The following is a 26,986-nucleotide window of genomic DNA, read 5'->3' as shown; positions in this document are numbered from 1 at the left end:
CCCTATCCTATGGCGCGATCAGCGGACCGTTTGGTCCGTGGCGGCCAGGGCCGACTGCTGGTCCGGCACCTTCACCTTCAGATTTTCGCTCATGAACTGCGTGCCGGCGGAAACGACGAGATCGCCGGTATCGAGACCCTCGGTCACATGCACGCCGTCGCCGGTGAAATCGGCAACCTTGATGTCGCGGCCATGCACGGTCGCCGTGTCGCGGTCGACGGTCCAGACCATCTGCTTCCCGTCCTTTTCAGCCAGGGCGCTGAGCGGGATCGAGACATAGCTGTTGCCGTTGCTGACATTGGCCTCGATCGTCGCCGTCATGCCGAGCAGGACGCGCGGATCGTTCGGCAGGCTCACCCGAACCGCAAAGGTGCGCGACTGCTGGTCGGCACTGCCGGAAACCTCACGCACCTTGCCGTTGAGCACCAGCCTGTCGTCGGCCCAGAAGCTGGCCTTGACTGTCTTGCCCGGCTTGAATTCGGCAATGTCGTTTTCCGGAACCGCTATCTGCACTTCCTTTTCGCCGTCGACGGCAACGGCAACGACGGGAGTGCCAGACGCAACGACCTGGCCGACATCGGCATTGATCGTCGTGACAATCCCGTTGTGGTCGGCCTTCAGCTCCGCATAACTCACCTGGTTCTTCGCCTGATCGAGCGCCGAAGCGGCGGCATCGCGGCTTGAAACGGCCTGATCGTAGCTGAGCGACGCCTGCTCGAGCTGGGATTTCGGCGAAACATTCTTGTCGAAGAGCTGCTGATTGCGCTTGTTGACGAGATCGGCGGTTTCGACGCCTTTTTCAGCGGCTGCGAGATTGGCTTCCGCCGTCTTGACCGCCAGCTGGTAATCCGTGGAGTCCATCCGAGCGAGCACGTCGCCCGGCTTCACCTTGTCGCCGATATCGACGAGGCGTTCGGTGATCTTGCCGGCGACGCGAAAGCCGAGGTTCATCTCCGTGCGTGCCTTGACCGAGCCTGAATAGTCGAGCTTGCGGGTGTCGCCGGCCTTGGCGATCTCGACGACCTTCACCGGCCGGATGACTTGCTTGACCTCAGCCTTCTCTTCCGAGCAGGCGGAAACGCCGATGCCGATGGCGCCGACGAGTATGAGACTGGCGACGGACGGCATGCGATGGCTGAGGGTGTTGAGCGAAAACATCTTCCGCACTCCTGGATTGTTTCGGGATTCGACGGCGGCTGCCGCCCATTATTTCTTCAGCGCCCTGATCACGTAATTGATCAGCTCGTCGACGCTTGCGCGGTTTGTTTTGGCAAGACATTGCGCCACCATCTGCGGATGGCAGAGTGTGTTCGTCGCAGCACCAAAGCAGCGTGAGGCAACGACCGGGTCCTGCTCGGCAAATTCCCCGGCTGCAATGCCTTCGGCGATGATTTCGGCGATCAGATCATGAACACGATCGATGTGTTTTTCGATGACATGCCAGTCGCGCTCGATGGCGACCACGATCATCTCGTGCACCTTCATCTCGTCGAGCATCAGATCGAGCGTCAATTGATGCTGGGTCTCGACATAGCGGCGCAGCCGCTCGCTGGCGCTGATCGGTTGATGGCGGATGTCGTAGGCGATTTGATAAGCGGTGGCGAGCATGCGCCCGCAGAGCGCCTGGTGAATTTCGACCTTGGAGGCGAAGAAACGATAAATATTGGCGGGCGACATGCCGAGATCGCGGGCAATGTCGGCCACCGTCGTCTTGCTGTAGCCATAGTGACGGAACAGCCGCTCGGCCGCGTCGAGAATCCGGGTGACATTCTCCTGCCGGGTGACGTCGAGTGTGTTTTCCGCGATCTCGTCCATGACTTTCGATGCCTCGAATTACGACTGACGAATTTTGAATTTCGTCAGTCGTAAAATATCAGGCGTCACTTGTCAACATCCCGGAGCGCAATACAGCTTCGGGTCGGCTCTGCTCGTGCTCGTCGGCGCACCACGCATGCATTGGATGTGGGGATTTGGAGCGGCTGAACGATGGACATCGAACGCAATTGAAAGTGCCGCGACGCGAAAGCGAGCGCGGCACCTCATCGCCGGCGGCCGGAAATCAGACGACCTTGACGTCGAGTGTGATCGGAACGGAGGCAAGCGCCTTCGAAACCGGGCAGCCCGCCTTTGCCTTGTTGGCGAGTTCGGTGAAGGTCGCCTCATCGGCACCGGGAATACGGCCGGAGAGCGAGAGATGAATGGCGGTTATGGCAAAACCGCCCTCGACGCTTTCGAGCGTCACCTTGGCGGAGGTTTCCATATGCTCGGCGGTAAAGCCGGCTTCGCCGAGGATCAACGACAGCGCCATGGTGAAGCAGCCGGCATGGGCGGCACCGATCAGTTCTTCCGGGTTGGTGCCGGCAATGCCTTCGAAGCGGCTCGCAAAGCCGTAGGGATAATCCTTCAGGGCGCCGCTCTGCGTCGAGATCAGGCCTTTTCCGTCCTTGAGGCCACCGGTCCAATGAGCCGAAGCCGTGCGATTGATCTGCATGCCGTCCTCCTGTTTTCGATTGTGCTTTCAGAGCATGATGCCGAAAAGTGTGCGCGGTTTTCGGACAACATCATGCTCCAACTGTTTCCAGAAAGCGGCAGGGGCCGCTCCATGCCTGCGGGAGATCAGATAGCCTTCCCGATTGGCAATATAATGCTCTATCCCGAGAAGACGACAGGCTTGTAAAAATAGCGGGATCGAAGCCCTTCAGGCGGGATGCTGCAGCACGCTGAGGCCGCCGTCGATCGTCAGGCAGGTGGCATTGATGAACGGGCACTCGTCGGAAATCATGAATACGGCCGCCATGGCAATCTCTTCCGGCGTCGCGATGCGCCCGCCGGGATGCAGTTTCATCGTTTCGGCCTTTGCCGCCTCCGGATCAGGGAAGCCGTTCCAGTAATCGATCACCTTCTGCGTCGAGACATAGCCCGGCGCCAGCGCGTTCACGCGGACATTGCGGGCGGCATATTCCAGCCCTAAGGATTTCGTCATTCCGAGCAGGGCGTGTTTTGCCAGCGGATAGGGAAATGTATGCGGGATGATGGTAAAAGCGTGCGTCGAGGCGATGTTGAGGATGACGCCGCCGCCCTGTTCGATCAGGCCCGGCAGCACCGCCTTGCAGCAGTTCCATGCGCCCTTGAGATTGATGTCGAAGCAGCGGTTCCATTCCTCGTCCGTCGTCTGGAGCGGTTCGGCGAAGACATTCACCCCGGCATTGTTGACGAGCGCGTTCAGCTGTCCGATCTCTTCATTCGCCTGAGCGACCAATGTCGTGATCGTGCCGGCATCGGTAATATCGGCCGGCAGATACCCAATCTGGCCGCCGCTGCGCTGGAGCTCTTTCACCGCCTGCGCCAGCAGCGCCGCATCGCGATCGACGAGGAAGACGGCGGCATCCTCCCGCATGAAAGCCTTCGCGATTGCAAGGCCGATACCCTGCGCAGCACCGGTGATCAGGATGTTCTTGCCCTGCAGACGGCTGCCCATCTATCCCTCCTTCGGTTGAACCGGCAGCGCCGACATCAGGATCGTCACCGTGCCGGAAAGAACCTCCCCCGGCGCAAGCGGCGTGAGCCCACCGAAATCAGGAAGGTGATGGCCGTTCGGCAGATGGCTCATCGGCTCGAGGCAGAAGAAATCGCTCCGGTTGATCGGCATATACAGCATGAAGCGATCGAGCGCACCGCCGGCTTCCAGCGCCGCCTGAATTCCAAGTTCCGGCCAGACGATCGCAGCTCGCCCATTCCAACCCTCGAAGGCATTGTTCATCCATCTCTGCGGCAAAAGCTTTTCGGATCTGAAATCGAAATAGTCCGGCACAGGGCCGGGCATCTCAGGGAGATGGTCCGGCCGCTCGCTCCAGTAACGATCGGCCGCAATCGTCAGTCGCGTCTTTGGCGTCCGCACGAAGAAGGGATGTTGACCGAGCCCGAAAGGAAGAGCCGCTTCGCCGCGGTTTTCCACGAAAAGCCTCAGCACCAAGGCATCGCCGGCGAGACGGATCTCCTGCCGGCTCAGATAGGCATAGGGTGAAACCTTGTCGGCGCTACGGGAAAAGGAGAAGCGCGCATGCCCCGCACTGGCATCTTCAAGCTGCCAGAGGCTGAGCCAGCCGTCGCCGTGGAGATAGAGCGGATCGGAAGCATTCGCTTGGAAGGCATAGTCTTGTCCGGCAAAGGACATGGCGTTGCCTTCAACGCGATTGCCGAACGGCACCATCGCGAAATTCGCCATCATTCCTTCAGGGCCGCCGGCCGCCACGAGAAAGGGCATGCCTCGATACGTCGCGGCGGTGACGGCCGCACCCCGACGGCTGACCCGGACAGCGAGATCACCGTGCCTCAGTTCGATGTCATCGCCGGCTTGTCCCTGGTTCATCCGCGCCGTCCCGCAGCCGAAGACCTCAAATTGTCGAGCAACACTGCGATCAGCAGGATCAGCCCGCGGACCACATACTGATAGAACGCCTGGATATTCAAGAGGTTCATGACGTTTTCGGCAATGCCCATGATCAGCACGCCGACGATGACGCCGCTCATCGCCGCCCGGCCGCCGGCCAGCGAAACGCCGCCGAGAACGCAGGCCGAAATCACCGAAAGCTCAAGCCCTGTCGCCGCATTCGGCTGGCCGGAGGTGATGCGAGAGGCAAGCAGAATGCCGGCAATGCCGCAGACAAGCCCCTGCAGCGCAAAGATCCAGACCCGCATGTTGACGACATTGACGCCGGCAAGCCGCGAGGCCTCTGGATTGCCGCCGATCGCCAGGGTGTTCTTGCCGAAGACGGTGCGATTGAGCACGAAACCGAAGAGGATGAAAAGGATCAGCATGATCCAGATCGGCGTCGGCACGGTGAGAAATCGCGACAGGGCAAGCTGGTAGAAGGCGGGATCGTTGATGCCGACGGCGCGGCCATCGGACGCGATCAGCGCCAGCCCGCGCACGATCTGCATGGTCGCAAGCGTGGTGATCAGCGCATTGATGCGAAACCGCGCAATGACGATACCATTGACGAAACCGACGACGGCGCCGCAAAGCAGGGCGGCGAGCAGCCCGACGGGAATGGAGCCTGTCGCATTCGACACCATCACCGCGATCATGCCGGAGAAGGCGACGATCGATCCGACCGAAAGGTCGAAATCGCGCGACGCCAGGCAGAACATCATCGTGCACGCGACGATGCCGATCGTGACGACCGACTGCAGCAGCCCCAGCATGTTTCGCTCGGTCAGGAAGTTCGGAACGAAGAGCGAAACGATCACGAAGGCGGCAGCGAAGATCATCACCAGCCCCTGCTCGCCGAGAAGAATTTTTTTCAACGAAAACATCGTCTGTATTCCTGGTTCTAAATGGTGCCTGCGGCATTCTTATCGGGGAGTGCGGCCGTCAGGATGCTGCGCTCGTCGAAATCCTGGCGGGCGACATTGGCCGCCACCCTGCCCTGGCACATCACCATGATGCGATCGGAAATGCCCATGACTTCGGGCAGCTCGCTGGAGATCACCACGATCGCCATGCCGCCGGCCGCAAGCTCATAGAGGATTTCGTAGATTTCCGATTTCGCCCCGACATCGATGCCGCGCGTCGGCTCGTCGATGACCAGCACCTTGATCCCCTGCTCGGACAACCAGCGGCCGAGAATGACCTTCTGCTGGTTACCGCCCGAGAGATTGATGATGTCCTGCTTGCGCGACGGCGTCCGCACCCGAAGCTTGGCGATGAACCGGTCTGCCAGCGCCGCTTCTTGTCTCGGGCTCAGAATGCCGAAAGGCGAAAAATGCCGGCGTGATGAGATCGCGATATTCTCCTCGATCGACCGGCCCTGGACGATACCGTCGAACTTGCGATCCTCGGGGCAAAGCACCATGCCGGCATTGATCGCCGCCTTCGGATTGTTCGGCGAGACGGCAACGCCGTCGATCGTCACCCGGCCCTGATGCCTGGTGTCGGCGCCGTAAAGCAGCCGCGCCATCTCGCTACGGCCGGCGCCGATCAGGCCGAAGAAACCGAGAATCTCGCCCTGGCGGACGGAAAAGCTGATCGGATGGCGTAGCCTCGGTCCCGACAGGCCCTTGACCTCCAGACGTATGCCGCCGAGCGGACGTTCGCGCCAGCCCCAGACATTGCTGATCTCGCGTCCGACCATTTCCGAGATGATCTGCTCGCGCGTGGTTTCGGCGATCTGAGGATGGTGGGCGGCAAGTTTGCCGTCGCGCAGCACCGTGAGGCTGTCGCAAAGACGGAAGATCTCGTCGAGACGATGCGAGACGTAGAGGATGACCGTTCCCTTCGCCTTCAGCCTGTCGATGAGTGAAAACAGGATTTCGCTTTCACGCGAGGAAAGCGAGGAGGTTGGCTCGTCCAACGCGATCACCCGCGCATCGAGCATGACTGCCTTGGCGATCTCGACCATCTGCCGCGCACCGATCGAAAGGGCGGCGACCTTGGTCTGCGGATCGACATCGATGCCGATCTCCTCGAGCTTCGAGCGCACCGTCTCGATCAGCGTCTTAGAATGGATGACGCCGCCCTTGGCCGGGAAGCGTCCGAGCCAGAGATTTTCGGCGACGGTCAACTCTGGAACGAGTTGCAGTTCCTGATGGATGACGATGACACCGGCATGGAAGGCGTCGCGGACGGACCCGTATCTCTGCTCCTCGCCGTCGAGGAGGATGTTGCCGCCATCGGCGGCCTGATCGCCGGACAGCACCCGAATCAACGTCGATTTACCGGCACCGTTCTCGCCCATCAGTCCGTGGACGGCACCCTTCTCGACCGTGAAGGACACATTCGCCAGCGCCTGCACGCCGGGATAACCCTTGGAGATATTGCTGAATTCGAGGAAAGCCATCATCGCTCCGCCGAGAAGAGCCAGCGGCACGCTGAGCGGCCGCCGGACGATATCATCTTGGAAGGACGATCACTCGATGCCAAGATCCTTGCGGACCTTTTCATAATCGTCACGCAGTGCCAGCGAACCGGAAGTCAGCGTCAGCTTTTCCGGCACCTTGTCGTTGGCGATCCAGTCGAACATGTTGAGCGCCGTCTCGTAGCCGTGACGCTTCGGCGAGATGATGACGGTGCCGAAGAAGCCCGTCGCCGCCGGCTTCTTGAACTCGTTGATCGCCGACTCCGCACCGCCGATGCCGACACCGATGACGTTGGCCGCCGGGATGCCGACCGATTCGGAGGCGCGGACGGCGCCGAGGACGGCTTCGTCGTTGAGGCCGAAGGCGACCCAGTATTTCACGTCGGCATGTTTGTTGAGAACAGTGGTCGCCGCGTTGAGCGCTGCTTCCGTATCCGTCTTCGCCTGCGGCGCATCATAGATGTTTTCGGCCGGGAAGCCGGCGGACTTCAGCACCGAGATCGCGCCTTCGACACGGTCGACGGCCGTCGGCAGCTGGTCGTAGGAGACCCGCACGGCGCCGACATTTTTCATGTCCCAGCCGCGCTTCTTGATTTCGTCGACGATCGCCTGGCCGACGGTTTCGCCGATCTTGGTGGCTGAAATGCCCATATGCGGCACGTCTTCCAGCGGCTTGCCGTCGGCGCTGACGAGGCGATCGTCGACCGTCATCAGCTTCAGCTGGTTGGCTTCGGCCTTGGCGACGATGCCGGGGCCAAGTTTGACGTCGGGCGTGCAGATGATGAAGCCCTGCGCACCCTGGGCGCCGAGATTATCGATCGCCGACTGAACCTTCTCGCCGTCTTCGGCGCCGATCTTGACGACGGTGAAGCCTTTTTCCTTGGCGGCCTGGTCGGCGAATTTCCATTCGTCCTGGAACCACGGCTCCTCAGGCTGCTTGACGATGAACCCTATCTTGACGTCCGCGGAAAATGCCGAGCCGGCTGCTAGAATGGCGAAAGTGCCAGCCAGAATGGCTGCTTTGAACAAGCGCATGTCTCTCTCCCTAACTCTCAAAAAACCGAGCCGCTGCCTCCCAGGCAACGTCCATTGAATTATGATAAATCATCATACCAGTCAATTGCCAATGTATGATGATTGGAATAATAGGATTATTGACGAGGTGCCGGGAGGAAGCGTCGCAAAGCGGATCGAATCCGGATAATCAGGTTCGGTTGCCTAGCACGCGAGACAGAGCGGAGAGGTGAGTTGGAAACAATCGAGCGACAGAGCGGGGCCGAAAGCCGCCGCATCGAGCGCCGCCCGCGCGTACGCCGCAACGTCACGGCGGCGATCGCTCAGGATATCTGTGCGGACCGCTATCCCGCGGGCTCGCCGCTGCCCCGCGAGAACGATCTCTGCGAGCTCTACGGCGTCAGCCGCACCGTCATTCGCGAATCGCTGAAAGTGCTGGAATCCAAGGGCCTCGTCCGTGGTAAGCCGCGCATCGGAACCACCGTCTGCGACAAGGACGACTGGAATATCCTGGACGCCGACGTGCTTGAATGGATGGGTCCCTATATCAAGGATTTCGACCTGCTCGGCTGCATCCTCGAAGCCCGCCGCACCATCGAGCCGGCAGCCGCCGAATATGCCGCCGAGCGCGCCAGCGCCCAGGAGATCGCCGACCTCGACAATGCCTGGCGGCAGATGCGCGACAGCGCCCGCGACCCAGAAAGCTTCACCGATGCCGATGTCATGTTCCACACGGTGCTGCTCACCGCCAGCCACAATCAGGTCTTCCGCCGCCTGTCGAGCGCCATTCACGCGGCGCTGAAATATGCGCTGCATGCCTCCAATATCGGCGTCGAGAATCGCGAGGATGCGGTGCTCGTTCACGGCCAGTTGGTCGAGGCCCTGCGCATGCGCGACAAAGCAGGCGCCCGCGAATGCGCCAACCGCATGCTCGATCTTGCGGTGCGCGATCTTGCCGCCGCCGAAAAAGCGATCGGCAGAACGAAATGAAGGATCACGACAAATCTGCGGACGCGCCGCCGATCGCAAACCCGGGAAGAGACTGAAAGAACAGCGATGAAGATCACCAAACTCACCACCTATATCGTCCCCCCGCGCTGGCTGTTTTTGAAGGTCGAGACCGACGAGGGCATCGTCGGCTGGGGCGAGCCGGTCGTCGAAGGCCGTGCGCTCACCGTTCAGGCCGCCGTCCATGAGCTGGAAGACTATCTGATCGGCAAGGATCCTTTCCTGATCGAAGACCACTGGACCGTGATGTATCGCGGCGGCTTCTATCGCGGCGGCGCCGTCCACATGAGCGCCATCTCGGGCATCGACCAGGCGCTGTGGGACATCAAGGGCAAGGCGCTCGGCCAGCCGATCCATTCTCTGCTCGGCGGCCAGCTCCGTGATCGTATCAAGGTCTATTCCTGGATTGGCGGCGACCGTCCCTCGGATGTCGCCAACAATGCCAAGGAAGTGGTCGCCCGCGGTTTCAAGGCGATCAAGCTCAATGGCTGCGAGGAAATGCAGATCGTCGACACCAATGAGAAGGTGGAAAAGGCGGTCGAGACCATTGCCATCATCCGCGAGGCGATCGGCCCGCATATCGGCATCGGCGTCGATTTCCACGGGCGTGTGCACAAGCCGATGGCGAAGGTGCTCGCCAAGGAGCTCGATCCCTACAAGCTGATGTTCATCGAAGAGCCGGTGCTTTCCGAAAACAAGGAAGCCCTGCGCGATATCGTCAACCACACCTCGACGCCGATCGCGCTCGGTGAACGGCTCTTTTCGCGCTGGGACTTCAAGCAGGTTCTGTCCGACGGCTACGTCGACATCATCCAGCCGGATCTCTCCCATGCCGGCGGCATCACCGAATGCCGCAAGATAGCGTCGATGGCCGAAGCCTACGACGTGGCGCTGGCGCCGCATTGCCCGCTGGGTCCGATCGCGCTTGCCGCCTGCCTGCAGGTCGATGCCGTCAGCTACAATGCCTTCATCCAGGAACAGAGCCTCGGCATCCACTACAACAAGGGCAACGACATCCTCGACTATATCTCCAACAAGGAGGTGTTCCAGTATGCCGATGGTTTCGTCTCGATCCCGCAGGGTCCAGGGCTCGGCATCGAGGTCGACGAGGCCTATGTCATCGAACGCGCCAAGGAGGGCCACCGCTGGCGCAACCCGATCTGGCGGCATGCCGACGGCAGCTTCGCCGAGTGGTGAGAGCGCATAACCTCGAAAATCGGAACCGATTTTCGGAAAGGATTGTGCGCAATTCAAAGTGATAGGGTCGCGCAAGCGGCCCTTTTACATTCACCGTGTAGGATATCGGGGGTCTCGTCCGTCATAGTGGAAGCTCAAAGAGGAGATTTCAGGATGGCCAGAGCAATCGCAATCATCGTCGCCCGCATCATCTTCAGCTTCGTCTTCTTCATGGCCGCCGGCTTCAAGTTCGCCGATATCGGCGCAACGGCGGGCTATATCACTGCCGCGGGCTTTCCGATGGCGACATTCCTTACCTGGATCGCCGCCTTCTTCGAGATCGCGCTGGCGCTCGCTTTCATATCAGGAGCCTTCTTCACCGAGGCAAGCTTGCTCGCAGCCATCTATGTGATCTTCCTCGCTTTTGCCTTCCACGGTCCGTCCCATTGGCAGCAGAACCAGGCCGAATTCGGCTTCTTCATCGATCACTTTACCTTCCTCGCCGGTCTGCTCTTTGCCGCCGTCCACGGACCGGAGAGATGGGCGTTGAAGCAAACGCTTCTAAGATAACCGCGACGACCCGCCTCCTTCCGGAACCAACTGCCGCGCCGAACAGTTGGCATGTCGGCAAAACGGCAAGGAGAGCCCACCCCATGGAGCTGAAGGGAAAGATCGCATTGGTGACAGGCGCCGGTTCCGGCATCGGCAAAGCGGCCGCGTTGCGGCTCGCCGCCGAGGGTGCAAGGGTCGCAGCATTGAGCCGCACCGCCGACGAGGTCGAAAAGACGTGCGCCGAGATCAAGGCCACCGGCGGCCAGTCGATCGCGTTGACGGCAGATACCAGCGACGAAGCTCAAATGCGAGGCGCCGTCGCGCAACTGACCGACACCTTCGGCGGCCTCGACATCGTTGTCGCCAATGCTGGGATCAACGGTGTGTGGGCGCCGATCGACGATCTGAAGCCGGAAGAATGGGACAAGACCATCGCCGTCAATCTGCGCGGCACCTATCTGACCCTGCATCTGACGGTTCCGCATCTGAAGCGCCACGGCGGTTCGATCATCGTCGTCTCTTCGATCAATGGCACCCGCACCTTCACCACGCCGGGCGCCACTGCCTACACCGCAACCAAGGCGGGCCAGGTCGCCATGGTTCAGCAGCTCGCCCTCGAGCTCGGCCGCCACGGGATCCGCGTCAATGCCGTCTGTCCCGGCGAAATCGAGACCAATATCAGCGCCAATACCGACAGCCGCCATCGCGAGGAGACGGAGGTTCCGGTCATCTGGCCGCAGGGGGATATCCCGATTGCCGGCGGAAAAGCGGGCAAGAGCGAGGACGTCGCCGAAACAATCCTTTTCCTCGCCTCCGGCCGCGCCCGACACATCACCGGTACGCCGATCTGGATCGACGGCGGCCAAGGTCTGCTGCGATAGCCTCGCAATCAGGAACTCAGCCGTTCAGCCGGGCGCTGTCGAGAGTATACAGTTCCTGCGCGCGCTGGACGCCGCGCAACGCATAGCGTCCGACGCAGGCGAGTGCAGTACGCTGCTGCTCCGGTATCGCCGCGGCGAAATCGGAGGAGATCAACAGGTTGAGATCGACGGAACGACACATCGAGGCGATCCGACTGACCTCGTTGACGGCAGGTCCGATGACGGTGAAGTCCAACCGGTCCTGGCTCCCGATATTGCCGTAGAAGACATCGCCGATATGCAGGCCGATATAGACGTCGGTCGTCGCCCGGCCGTCGGCCGCACGCGCGGCATTCAGCGTGGTGAGCTTTTCCCGCAGCAACGATTCGGCGCTCAGCGCCGCACGGCACGTCTCCGCCGGCACCTCGCCCTTAAAGATGGCGAGCACACCGTCGCCGATCAGCTTCAGCACATTGCCGCCGGACTCGTGGATCGCCGTGATCACCGCCTCGCTATAGTCGTTGAGCAGCGGGATGATCTCCTCCGGCGGCACGCTGTCGGAAATCTTGGTGTAGTTCAGCAGATCGGAAAACCAGAGTGCCGCGGAAATCCGCTCCGATTTGCCGCGGCTGATCTTGCCTTCCATCACCTGGCGCGCGGCGTCTTCGCCGAGATAGACCTCGGCGATGGTGCGGGCGATACGCCCGAGCGCGATACATTTGATCGCCAGCCCCAACACCGGCACCAGCTTGCGCAGGATGGCGAGGTCGTGATCGGAAAAGCCCTCAGGATGTTTCGTCGCAAAATGCGAGAAGAAGCAATCCATCTCGCCGATCGTGCCGGCCTCGGAAAAACGATGCATCATCGCCACGAAATCGGTGTGACCGGCTTCAGCGATCGTATCGAGCATGGAGAAATCGATCGGATCGCCGAAGCCGAGACGCCGGCGGATCTCCCGCTCGTTGCGAGACCAAAGATGATAGAAGGCCGAGCGCTGCCAGTTCGATGCCGCCTCCCCCGAGATCGTCGGACCATATTCGAATTCGGTCTGGATTTCCTCGATGCTGTCCCAGCGGAAGGCGCGGCCCTCATGCACCGGATGCAGCGTATCCATCAGCGCCAGACCGCGGTCGAGCGGCAGGCCGGCATCCCGGCAAGCCGAGCAGAACCCGGTCATCAGCTCGGCTTCCGAAGCACCCTTCAGTCCCTGCTCCGTGATCCAGGCTGCAATCGTGCTGACGTCGCTGTAATCCATGTTCTCACCTTCACTCGTGCTAAAGCTGTAGCGCGAATTGGGCTTGGAAGGAAACTCAATTGGCTCAATCGCCCGCCGGCATATTGTAGGGCGTGATAACTTCGACGGAGGAAAGCGAGGCCGGAATCGCCCGCCCCGACGCTTGTGCCCGGCTCATGATCGCCCGGAAGGCCGAACGCGCATCGCTTCTGAGATCATGATGCAGCACGAAGCCGATCCGACGCGCCGCAAGCATGGCGCGATTATCCGCGTCGAGATCATGGGCTACGAAAACGCGGACGGGGCGTCTGGCCATGTCGAAGGCCGCAAGCACCGCCCGGTTGCCGCCGCCGATCGAATAGACGGCGTTGATGGCGGGGTCGGCTGCAAGCGCTGCCGCGGCAAGCGTTCCCGTCGCGGCATCGGTGCCGTGTCCCTCGCTGATTTCGGTAATGCCGATGTCGGGATAACGGGCACGGATGACGCGGCGAAAGCCGATTTCGCGCTCCTCCTCGCCGCGAAACCGTCCGCTCGACAGCGTTACCAGCACCTTGCCGCCGCCATCCCCGAGAAATTCGCCGATCAGATAGGCGGCGGTCTCTCCCGCCGCCCGGTTGTCGGCGCCGGCATAGGCGATCCGTGCCGAATTCGGCAGGTCGGTCACCAGCGTCACGACGGGAATGCCGGCCGCATCCGCCCGCGCGACAGCGGCAGCTACTTCGACGACGTCAGGCGCCTTGAGTACGATGCCGTGCGTGCCGCGCAGCCGGATGCGATCGAGAAGCTGTACCAGCTCGGCCGGCTTCATCACCTCGGTAAAATGGAACCGGCAGCGGAAAACGCCCGGCAGGAAGGTCGCCATCTCCGCCTCGAAGGCGGCCCGCACCGCATCGCTGAAACGCTGCGGCGTCTCCATGACGATATCGATCGCCAGCATGCGGCCGCTGCCCATCGCCCCGGCCTGCTGCTTCTCCAACTCCGCGATCGCCGCCCTTACCCGCATCTCGGTCTGCCGGCGCACACCCGGTCTGCCGTTCAGCACCCGGTCGACGGTCGCGCTGCTGAGCCCTGCCTGGAAGGCAATATCCTTCACGAGAAAGAGGTGTGCCACGCGACCGGCCTGATGGTTTTTTGATGGATTTCTGATCTATATCACCCGGCATCGCGGCGTATAGTGCCTCCATTGGAAAGAGGGAGGAGCCCGCCATGAAAACCGACAACCAGCAGAAACTGCGCGCCGACCGCGTCTGGCTGAGCGAAGACGCCTGCGATCTCGATGAGTTTCGCGCCCTTGCGGAAAAGACGACCGCGCTTGCCGATTACCCCTCGGCGTCCGCGGTCGAAAAAAACGTGCTGATCTATGACAGCCACAAGGTGATGGCGGCGGCCGCAACGCCAGAAGGCCGACGCGCCGTACTGGCGGAAGTCTGCGACGCCTTCGGCGAGGGTCCTGGTGTCGTCGTGTTCAAGCGCGCTTACGAAGACACCGGCATCATCGACCGCGCCAGCACGATCTTCGATGCGATCATCGAAGAACAGCACCGCACCTCGACCGGCGGCGGCGATCACTTCGCCAAGCCTGGTGCCAACGACCGTATCTGGAACTCGCTGGAAAAACACTGCCTCGCCGATCCGGCAAATTTCGCCGAATATTACGGCAACGCCATCATCGCGCTGGCCAGCGAAGCCTGGCTCGGCCCGAGCTACCAGATGACGGCGCAGGTCAACCGCGTCAATCCGGGCGGTTCGGCGCAGTCGGCGCATCGCGACTACCATCTCGGCTTTCAGTCCTCAAAAGTGATCGAGCAGTTCCCGGCACATGTGCATCGGCTCTCGCCGGTACTGACGCTGCAGGGTGCGGTGGCTCATTGCGATATGCCGCTCGAAAGCGGTCCGACGCTCTTCCTGCCGCACAGCCAGACCTATGTGCCGGGCTACCTCGCGCTGAAGCGGCAAGAGTTCCGGGATTATTTCGAGACCAATCATGTCCAGCTGCCACTCGAAAAAGGCGACGTCGTCTTCTTCAATCCCGCCCTCTTCCATGCCGCCGGCACCAACCGCTCGGCCGACATCAAGCGCGTCGCCAACCTCCTGCAGGTCTCCTCCGCCTTCGGCCGAGCAATGGAAACCGTCAACCGCGAGAGGATGAGCGCCAGGCTGTTTCCCGCCTTGAAGGCCTTGCAGGGCAGGCTCTCGCCTGACGAAGTCGCCAACGCCGTCGCCGCCTGCGCCGAGGGCTACTCCTTCCCGACCAACCTCGACCGCGACCCGCCGCTCGGCGGACTGGCGCCGAAGACACAGGCGCAGCTGATGCATGAGGCGCTGAAGGAAGGCTGGAGCGATGAAGCCTTTACGGCAGCACTTGCCGAGCAGGCGGGCAAGAAGTTGAGCTGACGGGCCACGGGAGCAAGCTGCCTATCCACACCGACAGGCCTTCCGCATCGGCGGGAGGCCGTTCGTACGTCATCACAAAGGAGGAACCACATGAGCACAGACCACAGCCGCCTCGAAGGCAAGATCGCCATCGTCACCGGCGGCACGCAAGGATTGGGCGCGACCATCGCCCGCCTCTTCGCCGAACGCGGCGCGGAAGGCATCGTCATCTGCGGCCGCAACGAAGCCAAGGGCAAGGCAAAGGCGGCGGAGATATCGGCCGCGACCGGCGCCAGAATCGTCTACCTCAAGGCCGACCTCGGCAAGGTCGAGGATGCACAGAGTGTCGTGCGCGCCTGTGACGAGACCTTCGGCCGCGTCGACGCGTTGGTAAATGCCGCCGCCATCACCGATCGCGGCACCATCCTCGATACCAGCCCGGAGCTCTTCGACTCCATGTTCGCCGTCAATGTTCGCGCGCCGTTTTTCCTGATGCAGGAGGCGGTGAAGGTCATGCGCCGCGAAAACATCGAGGGTACGGTCGTCAATATCGGCTCGATGTCGGCCAAAGCCGGCCAGCCCTTCATCGCCGCCTATTGTGCCTCCAAGGGCGCGCTGGAAACGCTGACGAAGAACACCGCCTACGCGCTCCTGCGCAACCGCATCCGCGTCAACGGTCTGAACATCGGTTGGATGGCCTCCGAAGGCGAGGACCGCATTCAGCGCGAATATCACGGCGCAGCGGCAGACTGGCTGGAGAAGGCGGCGGCAAGCCAGCCCTTCGGCCGCCTCGTCGATCCGCACGAGGTGGCGCGCGCCTGCGCTTACCTGTCGTCTTCCGAATCCGGCCTGATGACCGGCTCGGTCATCTGCTTCGACCAATCGATCTGGGGTGCTTATGACGGCTCGCCGCATCCAGTCGCGGCCCTCTGAAGAAACCGGAGTCCGGCATTTCCATCGCCGGGCTCTGGCACCTCCAGCTTTTTGCCGCTAGGAAAAGAACGGCAGCATTCAGGGAGGAAACTGGCATGGGCGACAATCCGATTTATGAGATCCGCGACGAACGCTTCGGTGCAATGGTCATCGGAAGCGCCGGCCTCGAGGAGCTTTATTCCGGCTGCCGCTGGACGGAAGGTCCGGTCTGGTTTTCCGACCTGAACTGCCTTCTCTGGAGCGATATCCCGAATGAACGCATGATGCGCTGGACACCGGATGGTACGGTCTCCGTCTTCCGCTCGCCCTCCAACTACGTCAACGGCAACACCCGCGATCGGCAGGGCCGGCTGGTCTCCTGCGAACATGGCGGCCGCCGTGTCACCCGCACCGAGACGGACGGCACCATCACCGTTCTCGCCGACAGCTACCAGGGCAAGCGGCTGAACTCGCCGAACGACGTCGTCGTGCACTCCGACGGCGGGGTCTGGTTCACCGACCCGACCTACGGCATCCTGTCGGATTACGAGGGCCACAAGGCCGAGCCCGAGCAGACGACGCGCAACGTCTACCGGATCGATCCGGCAAGCGGAGCGATCGATGCCGTCGTCGAGGATTTCATCCAGCCGAACGGCCTTGCCTTCTCGCCCGATGAGACGAAGCTTTATATTGCCGATTCCGGCTCCGCAAAACATGAAGTGCCGCGCCATATCCGCGTTTTCGACGTCATCGACGGCAGGGCGCTTGCCAACAGCCGCTATTTCTGCAGCCTCGATGTCGGCCATCCCGACGGTTTCCGTTTCGATGTCGCCGGCAATCTCTGGACGAGTGCCTCCGACGGCGTGCACTGCTTTTCGCCCGAAGGAACGCTGCTCGGGAAGATCAGGGTGCCGCAGACGGTGTCCAACCTCACCTTCGGCGGCCCCAAGAAAAACCGGCTCTTCATCACCGCGACGCGTTCGGTCTATTCGATCTATATCAAGACGACCGGCGCACAATATCCATAGATCAGGCCTTCGCCTTGTCGGGGCGGCCGTGCAGCGGCTCGGCCCGATGCCAGTTTTCCAGGATGCGGCCATCGGTGTGTTTCTGCCGCGCCCAGCGGATGCCGTTCGAGATCACCTTATGCACGGTCTTGTCGTGATAGATCGGGTAGGTCTCGTGGCCGGGGCTGAAGAAGAAGATGCGGCCGCGGCCGCGCTGGAAGGTGCAGCCGCTGCGGAACACCTCGCCGCCGGAATACCAGGAGATGAAGACAAGCTCGTCCGGCTGCGGAATGTCGAAGGGCTCGCCGTACATTTCCGAGGCATTGACCTCGAAATAGGGCGGCAGTCCCTCGGCGATCGGATGCGAGGGATTGACCACCCAGACGCGCTCCAGGTCGCCTTCCGGCGTCTCCCGCCAGGAAAGGTTGGCATTGGTGCCCATCAGCCGGCGGAAAAGCTTGGAATGATGGCCGGAATGCAGAACCAGCAGGCCCATGCCCTTAAGCACGCGTTGCTGCACGCGGTCGATCAGTCCGTCGCTGACCTCCTCATGCGCCATATGCCCCCACCAGAGCAGCACGTCGGTATCATCGAGCACGCTGTCCGGCAGGCCTTCATCAGGATCGTCAAGCGTGCCGCGGCGAATTTCGAAATCGGGATGGGCGATGCCTGACGCGATCGCCCCGTCGATGCGATCGGGATAGATCTCCTGGACCTCCCTGTGGAGTTGCTCGTGGCGTCCCTCGTTCCAGATGGTGACCTTAATTGTCATGGCATTCCTCGATGTTTCTCAGGCCTCGATGTTTCAGGCGCGATTGTCAGGCAGTTGCCGGACGGACCACCCGGCCGGCGGAATCAAACAGATGGCAGGCGGCGGGATCGGCCGTCAGCGATACGCGGTCGCCCGGCCGCACCGCGATATCGCCCTCGGCGCGCACGACGATCGGCTCCTGCTGCGAGCCGACGGTCATGTAGGTTTCGACGCCGAGGCGCTCGACGATGACGACTTCGGCAGTGAAATGGCCCTGGCCTTCGGCTGCGATCTTCAGATGTTCCGGTCGGATGCCGAGCTTGGCTTCGCCCTGTGGCACCGCGCCGTTGCCATCGGCAAGATCGAGCGAAAGCCCGATCGGGCTGTCGAGATGCACCTTCCCGGCCGCAGGCCGTGTCGCGGTGACGGGAATGATGTTCATCTTCGGCGAACCGATGAAGGTCGCGACGAATTCATTGTCCGGCTGATGGTAGAGCGACATCGGCGCGCCCTCCTGTGCCACGAGGCCCTTGTTCAGCACGACGATGCGATCGGCCATCGTCATCGCCTCCACCTGGTCGTGGGTGACGTAGACGACAGTCGCTTTCAGCTCGCGGTGCAGGCGCTGCAGCTCGGCGCGCATCTGCACGCGCAGCGCCGAATCGAGGTTCGACAACGGCTCGTCGAACAGGATCAGCGCCGGCTTCTTGATGATGGCGCGGCCGATCGCGACGCGCTGGCGCTGGCCGCCGGAAAGAGCGGCCGGGCGGCGGTCGAGATAGTCGGTGAGCTGCAGGATCTCGGCAACACCCTCCACTTGCCGGCGGATCTCAGCCTCCGGCACCTTCTTCAGGCTGAGCGAGAAGCCAATATTTTCAGCAACGCTCATATGCGGATAAAGCGCATAGGACTGGAAGACCATGGCGATGCCGCGCTTGTCGGGCGGCACGTCGTTGATGCGCTTGCCGTTAAGGATGAGGTCGCCGTCGTCGATGCCTTCGAGGCCGGCGATCATGCGCAGCAGCGTGGACTTGCCGCAGCCGGACGGACCGACGAAAACCGCGAATTCGCCGTCTTCCACGGTGATGTCGACGCCTTTGATGACCTCGAGCGCGCCGTAGAATTTGCGAACGTTTCTGAGATTGATCATCTGTTTCTCTTTCTTGATCTCAGCCCTTCACGCCGCCCGAAAATGTCTGGACGAGGAAGCGCCGCGCAAAACCGAAGGCGACGACGGCGGGCAGCAGATAGATGAATGCCAGCGCGGTCAGCAGGCCGTAATCGATCTCGTTGATCCGCAGGAAGGCGCGGAAGAGACCGAGCGGCAGCGTCTGCAGCTCCGGCGACGACAGGAGGATCAGCGGCAGCAGGAAATCGCCCCAGGCCGACATGAAGGCGAAGAGCCCTGCGGCGGCAAGCCCCGGCAGCGCCAGCGGGATCAACACCCGGCGGATGCGCTGTATTAGTGTTGCCCCATCCATCAGCGCTGCCTCCTCGTAGTCCCGCGGCAGCCCGTCGAAGAAAGTCTTCATGATCCAGAGCGCCAGCGGCAATTGCATCGTCGCAAGCACCAGGATCAGCCCGAGATAACCGTCGATGAAGCCGGTCCAGCGCATGATGTCACGCGTATAGCTGCCGAAGATCGGCCTGAGCACCGCCGCTTCCGCGTTGTTCAACGTCAGCAGGAATTTATAGAGCGGCACGACGAGCGCCGTCGGCGGCAGCACCCGGATGAGCAGGATCGCGTAGAGGAAGGGCAGCTTCCACCAGGCCCGGGTGCGCGACAGCGCATAACCGCCGAGCCCCGAAAGCACCATGACGAGCAGCGTCGCGCTAGCGACCACGAAGAGCGAATTGAACAGCCACTTCGCCCCGTCCTCCTTGGTGAAGACTCTGACATAGTTGGCGAAGGTCCACTGCTCCGGCCAATGCAGGAAGAGCTGCGCATTGCCGTCGAGAGAGGCAAGCAGCACCCAGAAGAAGGGCACTGCGCAGAAGATCGAGATCAGCGACAACGTCGCATAGGCGATGAGGTCGGAGCGACCCTTGTTTGCAGTTTCACTTGGGGAAACGACGGCCATGTCAGACCTCCACCTTCATGGCCCGGACATAGGCGATGCCTAATATCAGCGAGATGACGAGTGCGACGACGGCCACCGCGGCACCATAGCCCAGCTGGAACGACGTAAAGGACTGGTTGTAGATATAGATGCTGACCACCTCGGTCGCCCCGCCCGGTCCGCCGCGCGTCAGCGCATAGACGAGGCCGAAGACGGCAATGGTGGAGACGGCCGAGATCAGCATATAGAGCAGGATCGTCGGCATCATCAGCGGCAGGGTGATGCGGCGGAACATCTGCGACGGGGTGGCGCCGTCCATGCGCGCCGCCTCATAGATCTCCGCCGGAATGGTGCTGAGGCCGGCCGTCAACAGGATCATCGCCGTGGCGATGCCGCGCCAGGTGTTGACGACGATGATCATCGACAGCGGGAAGACCTGCAGCCAGTCGGCCGGCGTGATGCCGAAAAAACTGACGATGCGGCTGAGTGTGGCATTGTCGCCGCCTGCCAGCATCGAGATCCACATGAAACCGGCGACGACCTCAGGGGCTGCATTCGGCAACAGAATGATCGACGAAAACACGCGCCGAAAGCGGATCGGGCGGCGCAACGCAACTGCCGAGATCAGGCCGAGCACGAACTGGCCGATCACCGCCGAACCGATGACGAAGACGAAGGTGACGAACAGCGAATTCCAGAACTTCGCATCGTTGAAGAGCCGCGTGTAATTCCTGAGACCGACGAAGCGGGGTCGAAGGGCGGCGGCCCCGGTCAGCGCCTCATTGGTGAAGCTCAGATAGATCGAATAGAGGGCCGGATAGATGACGAAGGCCAGAAGCAGCACCAACGAGGGCAGCAGGATCAGCAGCCATTGCCGCTCGGCGCGCTTTTCATGAGAGTTTCGGGCCATGGAAGCTCACAACCTTATCGATGGAACCGGCTTGTCGAAGAAAGCGGGAAGACGCGGGCGTTGGCGCCGCGTCCCCGTCCTGGCGGAAGAGACGATGCCGGAGCTTACTTGACCATGTCGTCGCCGAGCGTTTCCTTGACGTAGTCGACAAGGATCTTCTGGGCGCCGGCGGCATCGGTTTCCTTGCGCAGCAGCGCTTCGGTGGCGCGCGCGACACCTTCGGAAACCGTGCCGAAACCGGAGGCCTGCTTCAGGAACACGCCGTTCCCGGCCGCGGCATGGATCGGAACCAGTTCCGTCAGCTTCTGGAACTCGGCATTGTCAGCCGCATCCTTGCTGGCCGGGATGTTGCCGATGCGGGCGGCGTAGGAAACCTGCGTCTCGATCGAGCCGATCTCCATCAACGCCTTGATCGCCAGCTCCGTATTGGCCGACTTGGAATTGACGGCCCATGGCGCCGCGAGATTGGCCAGCACATATTGGCCACTGCTCTGGCCGGGAACCGTCCACGTACCGACCACCTTCGTTACGTCAGGGATCGGGTTCTTGCTTTCGCGACCCCAGTCGAAAATGTAGCACCAGGAGCCGCAGGTGGTGGCGGCAAGCTTGCCTTCCGGGAACATCTGGTATTTCGGCACGACCCAGGGCTCGGGCCCGAGCAGCGGCTGCGTCGGCATCAGATCCTTGTCGATCAGTTCCTTGTAGACGTTGAAGACGTCCTTGATGCCCTCGCCATTGAGGTCGAGCTTGCCGTCGGCATCAACGAGCTGCGGCGTCTTGGAACCGACGAGCAGATGCTGGAAGCCTTCGTCGAAGGCGCCGCTTCCCCAGGAGACGCCGGCCGGAAAGAGCAGGCCGTAGGCGCCGGTCTTCTGCTTGATCTCGGCCGCGCGGTCGAGAAGTTCCTGCCAGGTCTTCGGCTGTTCGGTGGAGATGCCGGCTTTTTCGAGAACGTCCTTGCGGTAATAGATTTCCTGGATGCCGAGCATGAACGGCATCACATAGGTTTCGCCATCCGGGCTGACAGCAAGCTCCTTGGCGACGTCATAGAGGTTGGCGTAGCCGTCCCAGGCCTTGAACTCCTTGGTAACAGGCGCGAGGTAGCCGGCTTCCACCATGTCGGAAACGGCAGCCGTCGTTGGGATGGAGAACAGGTCGGGCGCGTTGCCGGCGCCGAGCTCCGTCAGAAGCTTGGTAAGATAATCCTTGTCGGGCGCCGGATATTCGATGACCTCGACGGTGACGCCATATTTCTTTTCGATCCGCTCGACCGTCGACTTCATCGCGTCGATGCCGGCCTGACCATGATTTGCAATTCGGATTGTTTCTGCCTGCGCCAGCGTCGAAACCGCGCTCAGCAGAACGGCGCATAGGCCGCCAAGAACCATCTTCTTCAACGGAAGTCCTCCCTTTTGTAGAGACACGGCGCCCTCCAGCACCGGTCGTGAAAATGTACACGCATTCCAAATGCTGGCAAGGCGGTTTTTGAAAAGATTCGAACTCGATTTTTAATATACTGATATTACTTGTTTATTTAGATATTGCCATCGCCATACCGTTTGTGTAATCGTGTGCACAATCCATCCAGGGAGGAATTTTCATGTCTGAGAAATTGCGTCTCGGCGTCATCGGTGCCGGCTTGAAGGCGGCGGAATATGCCGAGAGCTGGGTCAAGATGCCGGAGATCGAATTTGCTGCACTCGCCGACACCACGGCGGCTTCGCGCCAGCGCCTGATCGACGTCTGCCTCGCCGCCGGCGCCCCCGAACCGAAGGGTTTCGAGGATTATCGTCAGATGCTCGCCGAGTGCCGGGGCGAACTCGAAATCGTCTACGTCTCCACCCCGCATGCCTTCCATGCCGAGCAGGCAACCGCCGTTGCCGAGGCCGGCCTCGATCTCTTCCTGGAAAAGCCGATGGTGACGACTGTCACTGAAGCCGAGAGGCTGATCGCCGCGCAGAAAAAGAGCGGCGTCACCATCGTCACCGCCTTCCAGGGCGGCCTGTCGCCACTGGTGCTCGACACGCGCCGGCGGGCTCTCGCCGGCGAGTTCGGCGAGTTGATCGCCATATCGGGCATGATCTGGGAAAGCTGGTCGTCCAATTACCACGGCCACTGGAAGCAGCAGCCTGACATCTCCGGCGGCGGCTTCATGTTCGACACCGGCGCCCATATGATGAATACGGTCTGCCTGCTCGCCAATTCCGATTTCGACAGCGTGTCGGCCTACATGAACAACCACGGCAGACAGGTCGATATCGCCACCGCCGTCTCCGCCCGGCTGAAGAACGGAGCGCTGGCGACATTGACGGCCGCCGGCGAAGGCCCTCCCGGCTGCGCTTCCTATATCACCTTCTTCTATTCGAAGGCGATCGTACGCATCGACGCCTGGGGCGGCTGGCGCGAGATCAGTATAGGGCGCACCGCCGAGCCGCGCGAGGAAGCCGAGATTCTCGGCAACCCGATGAAGAATTTCCTCGCCATTCGTGAGGGAAAGATGGAAAACTCCGGCTCCGTTGAAATGGGCCTCAGATTCGCTAGGCTATGGGATGCAATCAAGGAATCGGCAGCGGCCGACGGCGCTTCCGTCAGGATCGCCGCCTAACAGGCGCTGAAGATGAGCGGTATGAGCAGACGGCGGATCACCTCGAAGGAACTGGCGAAACTCGCCGGCGTCTCCTCCGCCACCATTTCCCGCGCCTTCTCGCCGGATTCGCGTATCGGCAGCGCTACGCGCGACCGCATCCTCGCCGTCGCGCGTGAACATGGCTACCAGCCGAACGCGATCGCCCGCTCGCTGAACAACCAGCGTTCCCGCCTCGTCGCCCTCGTCGTCAATGCGATCGGCAACCCTTGCGAGGCCGAGGAGCAGCAGCTTCTCGTTCACCGCCTGCAGGCAAGACAATTGCTGCCGATCATCCTCTGCTGCGCCGATCATTCCGACCGGCTGCAGCTGATGCGTCTTGCCTCCACCTATCAGGTCGATCACGTCGTCGTCTTTTCCGACATGGTATCGATGCAGGATGCGGTCGACATCTTCCACACGACGAAGCCGATCATCGTCTCCTTCGAGCCGCTCGACAACGAAAGCGTCTCCAGTATCCGCATCGACGGCGCTGAAGCCGCCGACGAGATCATCGACAAGATCGTCCGCGACGGGAAAAAGCGTTTCGCCTACCTCTCCGGCACCAATTCAAGCTGGATCGACAAACTCAGGCGAAAATGGTTCGCCGATGCGCTGGCCAAGCGCGGCCTTTCCTTCGAAGCGCAGGCCTTCGGTGACTACTCCTATGATTCCGGCTTCAAGGAAGCCGTGCTCCTGCTGCACCGTGACAAGGTCGACGCCATCATCTGCGGCAACGACGTCATGGCGATCGGCGCACGCGATGCAGCCCGCCGAGTGCTTGGCAAGAACACACCTGATGATATCGCCATCGTCGGCCAAGACGGCATCGCTATGGCCGCCTGGGATTGCAACGACCTGACCACGCTGAGCCTCGACCACGTTGCCTTTATTGATGCCGTCGTCGAACTGATCGAACGCCATGACGCCGAGATCGAAGGCCCGCACAGCATCACGCTCACCTGCACCGCCCGCTGGGGCTCGACCGCCTAACAGCTCGCATACCCATTGCATCAAGGAGGAATAGTATGACTCAATTTTCACGCGCCGAAAGGCGCCGCACCGTCCCTGATGCCGTAACCGGGAGAGCCTGAGATGCGTTCCGTCGTTTCCTTCAACGAAGGCTGGAGTTTCCATGAGGGCTTCGGCCAGCGTTTGCTCGAAGCTTTCGATGCGGCCAAGTCGGTCAGCCTGCCGCATACCGCTGTCGAACTGCCCTTCAGCTATTTCGACGAGACCAGCTATCAGCGCGCCTTCACCTATCAGAAGGTGCTGCGCTGGCTGCCGGAATTCGAAGGCCGCGAAGTCTCGCTCGTCTTCGACGCCGCCATGGCCGACAGCGTCGTCTATCTGAACGGCGAGGAAATCATTGCCCATAAGGACGGTTATACCCCCTTCGAGGCCCGCCTCACCGGCAAGCTCGTCAAGGGCGAGAACCTCGTCACCGTCAAGATCGACGGCAGCGAGAATCCCGACATTCCGCCTTTCGGCGGCCGCATCGATTATCTGACCTATGCCGGCATCTACCGCGACGTCTGGCTGAAGGTCACCGACCCGGTCTCCATCCGCAATCTCAAGATCGAAACCACTGACGTTCTTCGCCCGGAGAAGTCGGCGACCATACGCGTCGACATCGCCAATCCCGAGGGCCGCAACTTCTCGGCGACCGTCACCGCCACGCTGAAGCAGGCCGACGGCACGGTGGTCGCCACTGCCGCGACCGAAACGATCGGCAGCCGCACCACGCTCTCCTTTGGCGGCCTCACCGGCATCGCCCTCTGGGACATCACCGATCCCACGCTCTATGATGTCACCGTCGAGCTCCGGACCGAACACGGCTCCGACCGTGTCTCGACAAGGTTCGGCTTCCGCACCGCCGAATTCACGCCGGAAGGTTTCCTCCTCAACGGCAAGCCGCTGAAGCTGCGCGGCCTCAACCGGCACCAGGCCTTCCCCTATGTCGGTTATGCCGCCGGCCGTTCCGCCCAGGAGCGCGATGCCGACATCATGAAGACGGTGCTGAAGTGCAACATCGTCCGCACCTCGCATTATCCGCAGTCGAAATGGTTCCTCGACCGATGCGACGCGATCGGTCTGCTGGTTTTCGAGGAGATCCCCGGCTGGCAGCATATCGGCGATGCCGACTGGCAGCAGGAATCGATCGAGAACGTCCGCCGCATGATCGAGCGCGACTGGAACCACCCCTCGATCATCATCTGGGGCGTGCGCATCAATGAATCGCAGGATAATCACAATTTCTACGCCGAGACCAATCGCCTCGCCCGTGAACTCGACAGTACCCGCCAGACCGGCGGCGTGCGTTATCTCACCGAGAGCGAGCTGCTCGAAGACGTCTACACGATGAACGACTTCATCCTCGGCAATGAAGAGCTGCCGGGCGCCAACCGCCCGCGCACCGCGCTGCGCGCTCAGCAGGAAAATACCGGACTGTCCCACAAGGTGCCGTACCTCATCACCGAGTTCAACGGCCACATGCACCCGACGAAGATTTATGACCAGGAGCAGCGCCAGGCCGAGCATGTGCGCCGTCACCTGGAAGTGCTGAATGCCGCCTATGGCGATCCCGATATCTCCGGCGCCATCGGCTGGTGCATGTTCGATTACAACACCCACAAGGATTTCGGATCCGGCGACCGCATCTGCTATCACGGCGTGATGGACATGTTCCGCGAGCCGAAATTCGCGGCCTATGCCTATATCAGCCAGTGCGATCCTTCCGAGGAGATCGTCATGAAGCCGGTGACCTTCTGGGCGCGCGGCGAACGCAATATCGGCGGCGTGCTGCCGCTGATCATCCTGACCAACTGCGACGAGGTGGAGCTGCAATATGGCGCGCTTTCCAAGCGCATCGGTCCGGACCGCGAGAATTACCCGCATCTGCCGCATCCGCCCGTCGTGCTCGACCATCGGCACTTTACCGCCGACGAGCTCGGCACCTGGGGCCTCGAATGGATCGACGGCACCTTCACCGGCTATATAGGTGGCGAGCCGGTGACCAGCCTGACGCTGGCGGCCGATCCGCTGCCGACGGCGCTGGAAGTGGTTGCCGACAGCTCGACGCTGAAAGCCCGTGAACGCGACAGCACGCGCGTCATCATCCGTGCCCTCGACCAGCGCGGCCAGCGCCTGCCCTTCATGAACGACAGCGTTTCGCTGAAGGTTCACGGCCCGGCAAGGATCGTCGGCCCGACCAACGTGCCATTGCAGGGCGGCACTGCCGGCTTCTGGCTGGAGGCGACAGGGTTCACTGGCGAAATCACCGTCGAAGCGGTTTCCACGCGTTTCGCGCCAGTGACGCTCGGCGTGACGGCCGCCTAGCGAAAACTCAAAGTGTTAGAGCGTCCTTAGCGTCTTATGGACGCGCGGCGCTCTAACGACCCTCACCCGATCCTGGCCTGGCTTTCCGGATCGAAGAAGACGGCCTTGTCGAGATTGAATGCGAGGCGGGTGTTTTGTCCGGGCGCGATGCCTGTGTCGGCGCGCAGGCGGGCGACGACGGATTTGCCGCCGAGCTTGGTGACGGCGAAGGTATCGGAGCCGGCCGGTTCGACCACCTCGATCAGGCAGTCGCCCTCGGTCAGCGAGCGCGCCTTGCGGTCGGCGCCATCGGGATCGGTCAAGGCCTCCG

Annotated in this window: 25 protein-coding genes and 1 pseudogene; 10 read left to right on the top strand and 16 right to left on the bottom strand. The window is 61.7% G+C overall.

Features of this window, described 5'->3' with window-relative positions; genetic code table 11:
- Positions 1–18: 18 nt before the first annotated feature.
- From G9X68_RS31335 to G9X68_RS31300, 8 genes are all read right to left on the bottom strand, one after another.
- On the bottom strand, positions 19–1,158 hold the full coding sequence (locus G9X68_RS31335) for an efflux RND transporter periplasmic adaptor subunit (protein WP_171605689.1): 1,140 nt from the start codon (positions 1,156–1,158) through the stop codon (positions 19–21).
- A gap of 48 nt (positions 1,159–1,206) precedes the next feature.
- The gene (locus G9X68_RS31330) at positions 1,207–1,815 is read right to left on the bottom strand and encodes a TetR/AcrR family transcriptional regulator (RefSeq protein WP_168310091.1); all 609 of its coding nucleotides are present in this window, start codon (positions 1,813–1,815) and stop codon (positions 1,207–1,209) included.
- Positions 1,816–2,059: 244 nt separating this feature from the next.
- Positions 2,060–2,491 (bottom strand): OsmC family protein, encoded by a 432-nt coding sequence (locus G9X68_RS31325; protein ID WP_138333178.1) that lies wholly within the window; start codon positions 2,489–2,491, stop codon positions 2,060–2,062.
- A 207-nt stretch (positions 2,492–2,698) separates the two neighbouring features.
- Positions 2,699–3,478 carry an SDR family oxidoreductase gene (locus G9X68_RS31320; RefSeq protein ID WP_171605688.1) on the bottom strand — a complete coding sequence of 260 codons (780 nt, stop codon included), beginning with the start codon at positions 3,476–3,478 and terminating at the stop codon, positions 2,699–2,701.
- Complete coding sequence (locus G9X68_RS31315; protein ID WP_171605687.1) at positions 3,479–4,369, bottom strand: aldose 1-epimerase; 891 nt, start codon at positions 4,367–4,369, stop codon at positions 3,479–3,481.
- Positions 4,366–5,316, bottom strand: a complete 951-nt coding sequence (gene araH, locus G9X68_RS31310) for an L-arabinose ABC transporter permease AraH (protein ID WP_171605686.1) — start codon at positions 5,314–5,316, stop codon at positions 4,366–4,368. Before araH ends, G9X68_RS31315 begins: the two co-directional genes overlap by 4 nt.
- 17 nt (positions 5,317–5,333) lie before the next feature.
- A complete protein-coding gene (gene araG / locus G9X68_RS31305; RefSeq protein ID WP_171605685.1) occupies positions 5,334–6,839 on the bottom strand; it encodes an L-arabinose ABC transporter ATP-binding protein AraG in 1,506 nt (501 codons plus the stop codon).
- Positions 6,840–6,908: 69 nt separating this feature from the next.
- The gene (locus G9X68_RS31300; protein ID WP_171605684.1) at positions 6,909–7,892 is read right to left on the bottom strand and encodes an arabinose ABC transporter substrate-binding protein; all 984 of its coding nucleotides are present in this window, start codon (positions 7,890–7,892) and stop codon (positions 6,909–6,911) included.
- Positions 7,893–8,105: 213 nt separating this feature from the next.
- Here G9X68_RS31300 and G9X68_RS31295 point away from each other — a divergent pair, with 213 nt between their 5' ends.
- From G9X68_RS31295 to G9X68_RS31280, 4 genes are all read left to right on the top strand, one after another.
- Positions 8,106–8,861, top strand: a complete 756-nt coding sequence (locus G9X68_RS31295; RefSeq protein ID WP_003543153.1) for a FadR/GntR family transcriptional regulator — start codon at positions 8,106–8,108, stop codon at positions 8,859–8,861.
- A 66-nt stretch (positions 8,862–8,927) separates the two neighbouring features.
- A complete protein-coding gene (dgoD, locus tag G9X68_RS31290; RefSeq protein ID WP_171605683.1) occupies positions 8,928–10,076 on the top strand; it encodes a galactonate dehydratase in 1,149 nt (382 codons plus the stop codon).
- Between the two features lie 153 nt (positions 10,077–10,229).
- Complete coding sequence (locus G9X68_RS31285; protein ID WP_018072665.1) at positions 10,230–10,625, top strand: DoxX family protein; 396 nt, start codon at positions 10,230–10,232, stop codon at positions 10,623–10,625.
- Positions 10,626–10,708: 83 nt separating this feature from the next.
- On the top strand, positions 10,709–11,488 hold the full coding sequence (locus tag G9X68_RS31280; RefSeq protein ID WP_171605682.1) for an SDR family oxidoreductase: 780 nt from the start codon (positions 10,709–10,711) through the stop codon (positions 11,486–11,488).
- Between the two features lie 16 nt (positions 11,489–11,504).
- Here the strand turns inward: G9X68_RS31280 and G9X68_RS31275 are convergent, their stop codons facing one another.
- Together G9X68_RS31275 and G9X68_RS31270 are read right to left on the bottom strand one after the other, a co-directional pair.
- Entirely contained in the window at positions 11,505–12,722 is a 1,218-nt protein-coding gene (locus tag G9X68_RS31275) for an adenylate/guanylate cyclase domain-containing protein (RefSeq protein WP_171605681.1), read from the bottom strand.
- A gap of 64 nt (positions 12,723–12,786) precedes the next feature.
- On the bottom strand, positions 12,787–13,812 hold the full coding sequence (locus G9X68_RS31270) for a substrate-binding domain-containing protein (RefSeq protein WP_171605680.1): 1,026 nt from the start codon (positions 13,810–13,812) through the stop codon (positions 12,787–12,789).
- A gap of 95 nt (positions 13,813–13,907) precedes the next feature.
- Between G9X68_RS31270 and G9X68_RS31265 the strand changes: the two genes are divergently transcribed.
- The 3 genes from G9X68_RS31265 to G9X68_RS31255 all read left to right on the top strand — a co-directional run bounded on the left by G9X68_RS31265 (position 13,908) and on the right by G9X68_RS31255 (position 17,014).
- Positions 13,908–15,095, top strand: coding sequence for a phytanoyl-CoA dioxygenase family protein (locus G9X68_RS31265; protein WP_171605679.1), 1,188 nt, complete (start codon positions 13,908–13,910; stop codon positions 15,093–15,095).
- Positions 15,096–15,185: 90 nt separating this feature from the next.
- Positions 15,186–16,007: an SDR family oxidoreductase gene (locus G9X68_RS31260; RefSeq protein WP_171605678.1), complete on the top strand. Its 822-nt coding sequence runs from the start codon at positions 15,186–15,188 to the stop codon at positions 16,005–16,007.
- 95 nt (positions 16,008–16,102) lie between these two features.
- Positions 16,103–17,014: an SMP-30/gluconolactonase/LRE family protein gene (locus G9X68_RS31255; protein WP_171605677.1), complete on the top strand. Its 912-nt coding sequence runs from the start codon at positions 16,103–16,105 to the stop codon at positions 17,012–17,014.
- A 1-nt stretch (position 17,015) separates the two neighbouring features.
- Here the strand turns inward: G9X68_RS31255 and G9X68_RS31250 are convergent, their stop codons facing one another.
- The 5 genes from G9X68_RS31250 to G9X68_RS31230 all read right to left on the bottom strand — a co-directional run bounded on the left by G9X68_RS31250 (position 17,016) and on the right by G9X68_RS31230 (position 22,111).
- A complete protein-coding gene (locus G9X68_RS31250; RefSeq protein ID WP_171605676.1) occupies positions 17,016–17,765 on the bottom strand; it encodes a ThuA domain-containing protein in 750 nt (249 codons plus the stop codon).
- A 46-nt stretch (positions 17,766–17,811) separates the two neighbouring features.
- A complete protein-coding gene (locus G9X68_RS31245; RefSeq protein ID WP_168310080.1) occupies positions 17,812–18,894 on the bottom strand; it encodes an ABC transporter ATP-binding protein in 1,083 nt (360 codons plus the stop codon).
- Positions 18,895–18,913: 19 nt separating this feature from the next.
- Positions 18,914–19,825 carry a carbohydrate ABC transporter permease gene (locus G9X68_RS31240; RefSeq protein WP_064650850.1) on the bottom strand — a complete coding sequence of 304 codons (912 nt, stop codon included), beginning with the start codon at positions 19,823–19,825 and terminating at the stop codon, positions 18,914–18,916.
- A 1-nt stretch (position 19,826) separates the two neighbouring features.
- Entirely contained in the window at positions 19,827–20,714 is an 888-nt protein-coding gene (locus G9X68_RS31235; RefSeq protein WP_171605675.1) for a carbohydrate ABC transporter permease, read from the bottom strand.
- A 104-nt stretch (positions 20,715–20,818) separates the two neighbouring features.
- Positions 20,819–22,111 (bottom strand): ABC transporter substrate-binding protein, encoded by a 1,293-nt coding sequence (locus G9X68_RS31230; protein ID WP_171605674.1) that lies wholly within the window; start codon positions 22,109–22,111, stop codon positions 20,819–20,821.
- Positions 22,112–22,314: 203 nt separating this feature from the next.
- Between G9X68_RS31230 and G9X68_RS31225 the strand changes: the two genes are divergently transcribed.
- The 3 genes from G9X68_RS31225 to G9X68_RS31215 all read left to right on the top strand — a co-directional run bounded on the left by G9X68_RS31225 (position 22,315) and on the right by G9X68_RS31215 (position 26,676).
- Positions 22,315–23,319 carry a Gfo/Idh/MocA family protein gene (locus G9X68_RS31225; RefSeq protein ID WP_171605673.1) on the top strand — a complete coding sequence of 335 codons (1,005 nt, stop codon included), beginning with the start codon at positions 22,315–22,317 and terminating at the stop codon, positions 23,317–23,319.
- A 12-nt stretch (positions 23,320–23,331) separates the two neighbouring features.
- Positions 23,332–24,330 (top strand): LacI family DNA-binding transcriptional regulator, encoded by a 999-nt coding sequence (locus G9X68_RS31220; RefSeq protein WP_064650841.1) that lies wholly within the window; start codon positions 23,332–23,334, stop codon positions 24,328–24,330.
- Positions 24,331–24,432: 102 nt separating this feature from the next.
- Positions 24,433–26,676 (top strand): glycoside hydrolase family 2 protein, encoded by a 2,244-nt coding sequence (locus G9X68_RS31215; RefSeq protein ID WP_171605672.1) that lies wholly within the window; start codon positions 24,433–24,435, stop codon positions 26,674–26,676.
- A 62-nt stretch (positions 26,677–26,738) separates the two neighbouring features.
- Here the strand turns inward: G9X68_RS31215 and G9X68_RS31210 are convergent.
- Positions 26,739–26,986: pseudogene (locus G9X68_RS31210) on the bottom strand (sugar ABC transporter ATP-binding protein); the annotation flags it as partial.

The sequence above is a fragment of the Rhizobium changzhiense genome (genome assembly GCF_013087625.1).
Taxonomy (GTDB): Bacteria; Pseudomonadota; Alphaproteobacteria; order Rhizobiales; family Rhizobiaceae; genus Rhizobium; species Rhizobium sophorae.
Note: the sequence above shows the minus strand (reverse complement) of the source record. Positions and strands in the feature narration are given on the sequence as shown.

Excerpts from the sequence above, each read along its gene's own strand:
- G9X68_RS31335 (WP_171605689.1), bottom strand. The coding sequence starts at position 1,158 with ATGTTTTCGCTCAACACCCTCAGCCATCGCATGCCGTCCGTCGCCAGT.
- G9X68_RS31330 (WP_168310091.1), bottom strand. The coding sequence starts at position 1,815 with ATGGACGAGATCGCGGAAAACACACTCGACGTCACCCGGCAGGAGAAT.
- G9X68_RS31325 (WP_138333178.1), bottom strand. The coding sequence starts at position 2,491 with ATGCAGATCAATCGCACGGCTTCGGCTCATTGGACCGGTGGCCTCAAG.
- G9X68_RS31320 (WP_171605688.1), bottom strand. The coding sequence starts at position 3,478 with ATGGGCAGCCGTCTGCAGGGCAAGAACATCCTGATCACCGGTGCTGCG.
- G9X68_RS31315 (WP_171605687.1), bottom strand. The coding sequence starts at position 4,369 with ATGAACCAGGGACAAGCCGGCGATGACATCGAACTGAGGCACGGTGAT.
- araH (WP_171605686.1), bottom strand. The coding sequence starts at position 5,316 with ATGTTTTCGTTGAAAAAAATTCTTCTCGGCGAGCAGGGGCTGGTGATG.
- araG (WP_171605685.1), bottom strand. The coding sequence starts at position 6,839 with ATGGCTTTCCTCGAATTCAGCAATATCTCCAAGGGTTATCCCGGCGTG.
- G9X68_RS31300 (WP_171605684.1), bottom strand. The coding sequence starts at position 7,892 with ATGCGCTTGTTCAAAGCAGCCATTCTGGCTGGCACTTTCGCCATTCTA.
- dgoD (WP_171605683.1), top strand. The coding sequence starts at position 8,928 with ATGAAGATCACCAAACTCACCACCTATATCGTCCCCCCGCGCTGGCTG.
- G9X68_RS31285 (WP_018072665.1), top strand. The coding sequence starts at position 10,230 with ATGGCCAGAGCAATCGCAATCATCGTCGCCCGCATCATCTTCAGCTTC.
- G9X68_RS31280 (WP_171605682.1), top strand. The coding sequence starts at position 10,709 with ATGGAGCTGAAGGGAAAGATCGCATTGGTGACAGGCGCCGGTTCCGGC.
- G9X68_RS31275 (WP_171605681.1), bottom strand. The coding sequence starts at position 12,722 with ATGGATTACAGCGACGTCAGCACGATTGCAGCCTGGATCACGGAGCAG.
- G9X68_RS31265 (WP_171605679.1), top strand. The coding sequence starts at position 13,908 with ATGAAAACCGACAACCAGCAGAAACTGCGCGCCGACCGCGTCTGGCTG.
- G9X68_RS31260 (WP_171605678.1), top strand. The coding sequence starts at position 15,186 with ATGAGCACAGACCACAGCCGCCTCGAAGGCAAGATCGCCATCGTCACC.
- G9X68_RS31255 (WP_171605677.1), top strand. The coding sequence starts at position 16,103 with ATGGGCGACAATCCGATTTATGAGATCCGCGACGAACGCTTCGGTGCA.
- G9X68_RS31250 (WP_171605676.1), bottom strand. The coding sequence starts at position 17,765 with ATGACAATTAAGGTCACCATCTGGAACGAGGGACGCCACGAGCAACTC.
- G9X68_RS31245 (WP_168310080.1), bottom strand. The coding sequence starts at position 18,894 with ATGATCAATCTCAGAAACGTTCGCAAATTCTACGGCGCGCTCGAGGTC.
- G9X68_RS31240 (WP_064650850.1), bottom strand. The coding sequence starts at position 19,825 with ATGGCCGTCGTTTCCCCAAGTGAAACTGCAAACAAGGGTCGCTCCGAC.
- G9X68_RS31235 (WP_171605675.1), bottom strand. The coding sequence starts at position 20,714 with ATGGCCCGAAACTCTCATGAAAAGCGCGCCGAGCGGCAATGGCTGCTG.
- G9X68_RS31225 (WP_171605673.1), top strand. The coding sequence starts at position 22,315 with ATGTCTGAGAAATTGCGTCTCGGCGTCATCGGTGCCGGCTTGAAGGCG.
- G9X68_RS31220 (WP_064650841.1), top strand. The coding sequence starts at position 23,332 with ATGAGCGGTATGAGCAGACGGCGGATCACCTCGAAGGAACTGGCGAAA.
- G9X68_RS31215 (WP_171605672.1), top strand. The coding sequence starts at position 24,433 with ATGCGTTCCGTCGTTTCCTTCAACGAAGGCTGGAGTTTCCATGAGGGC.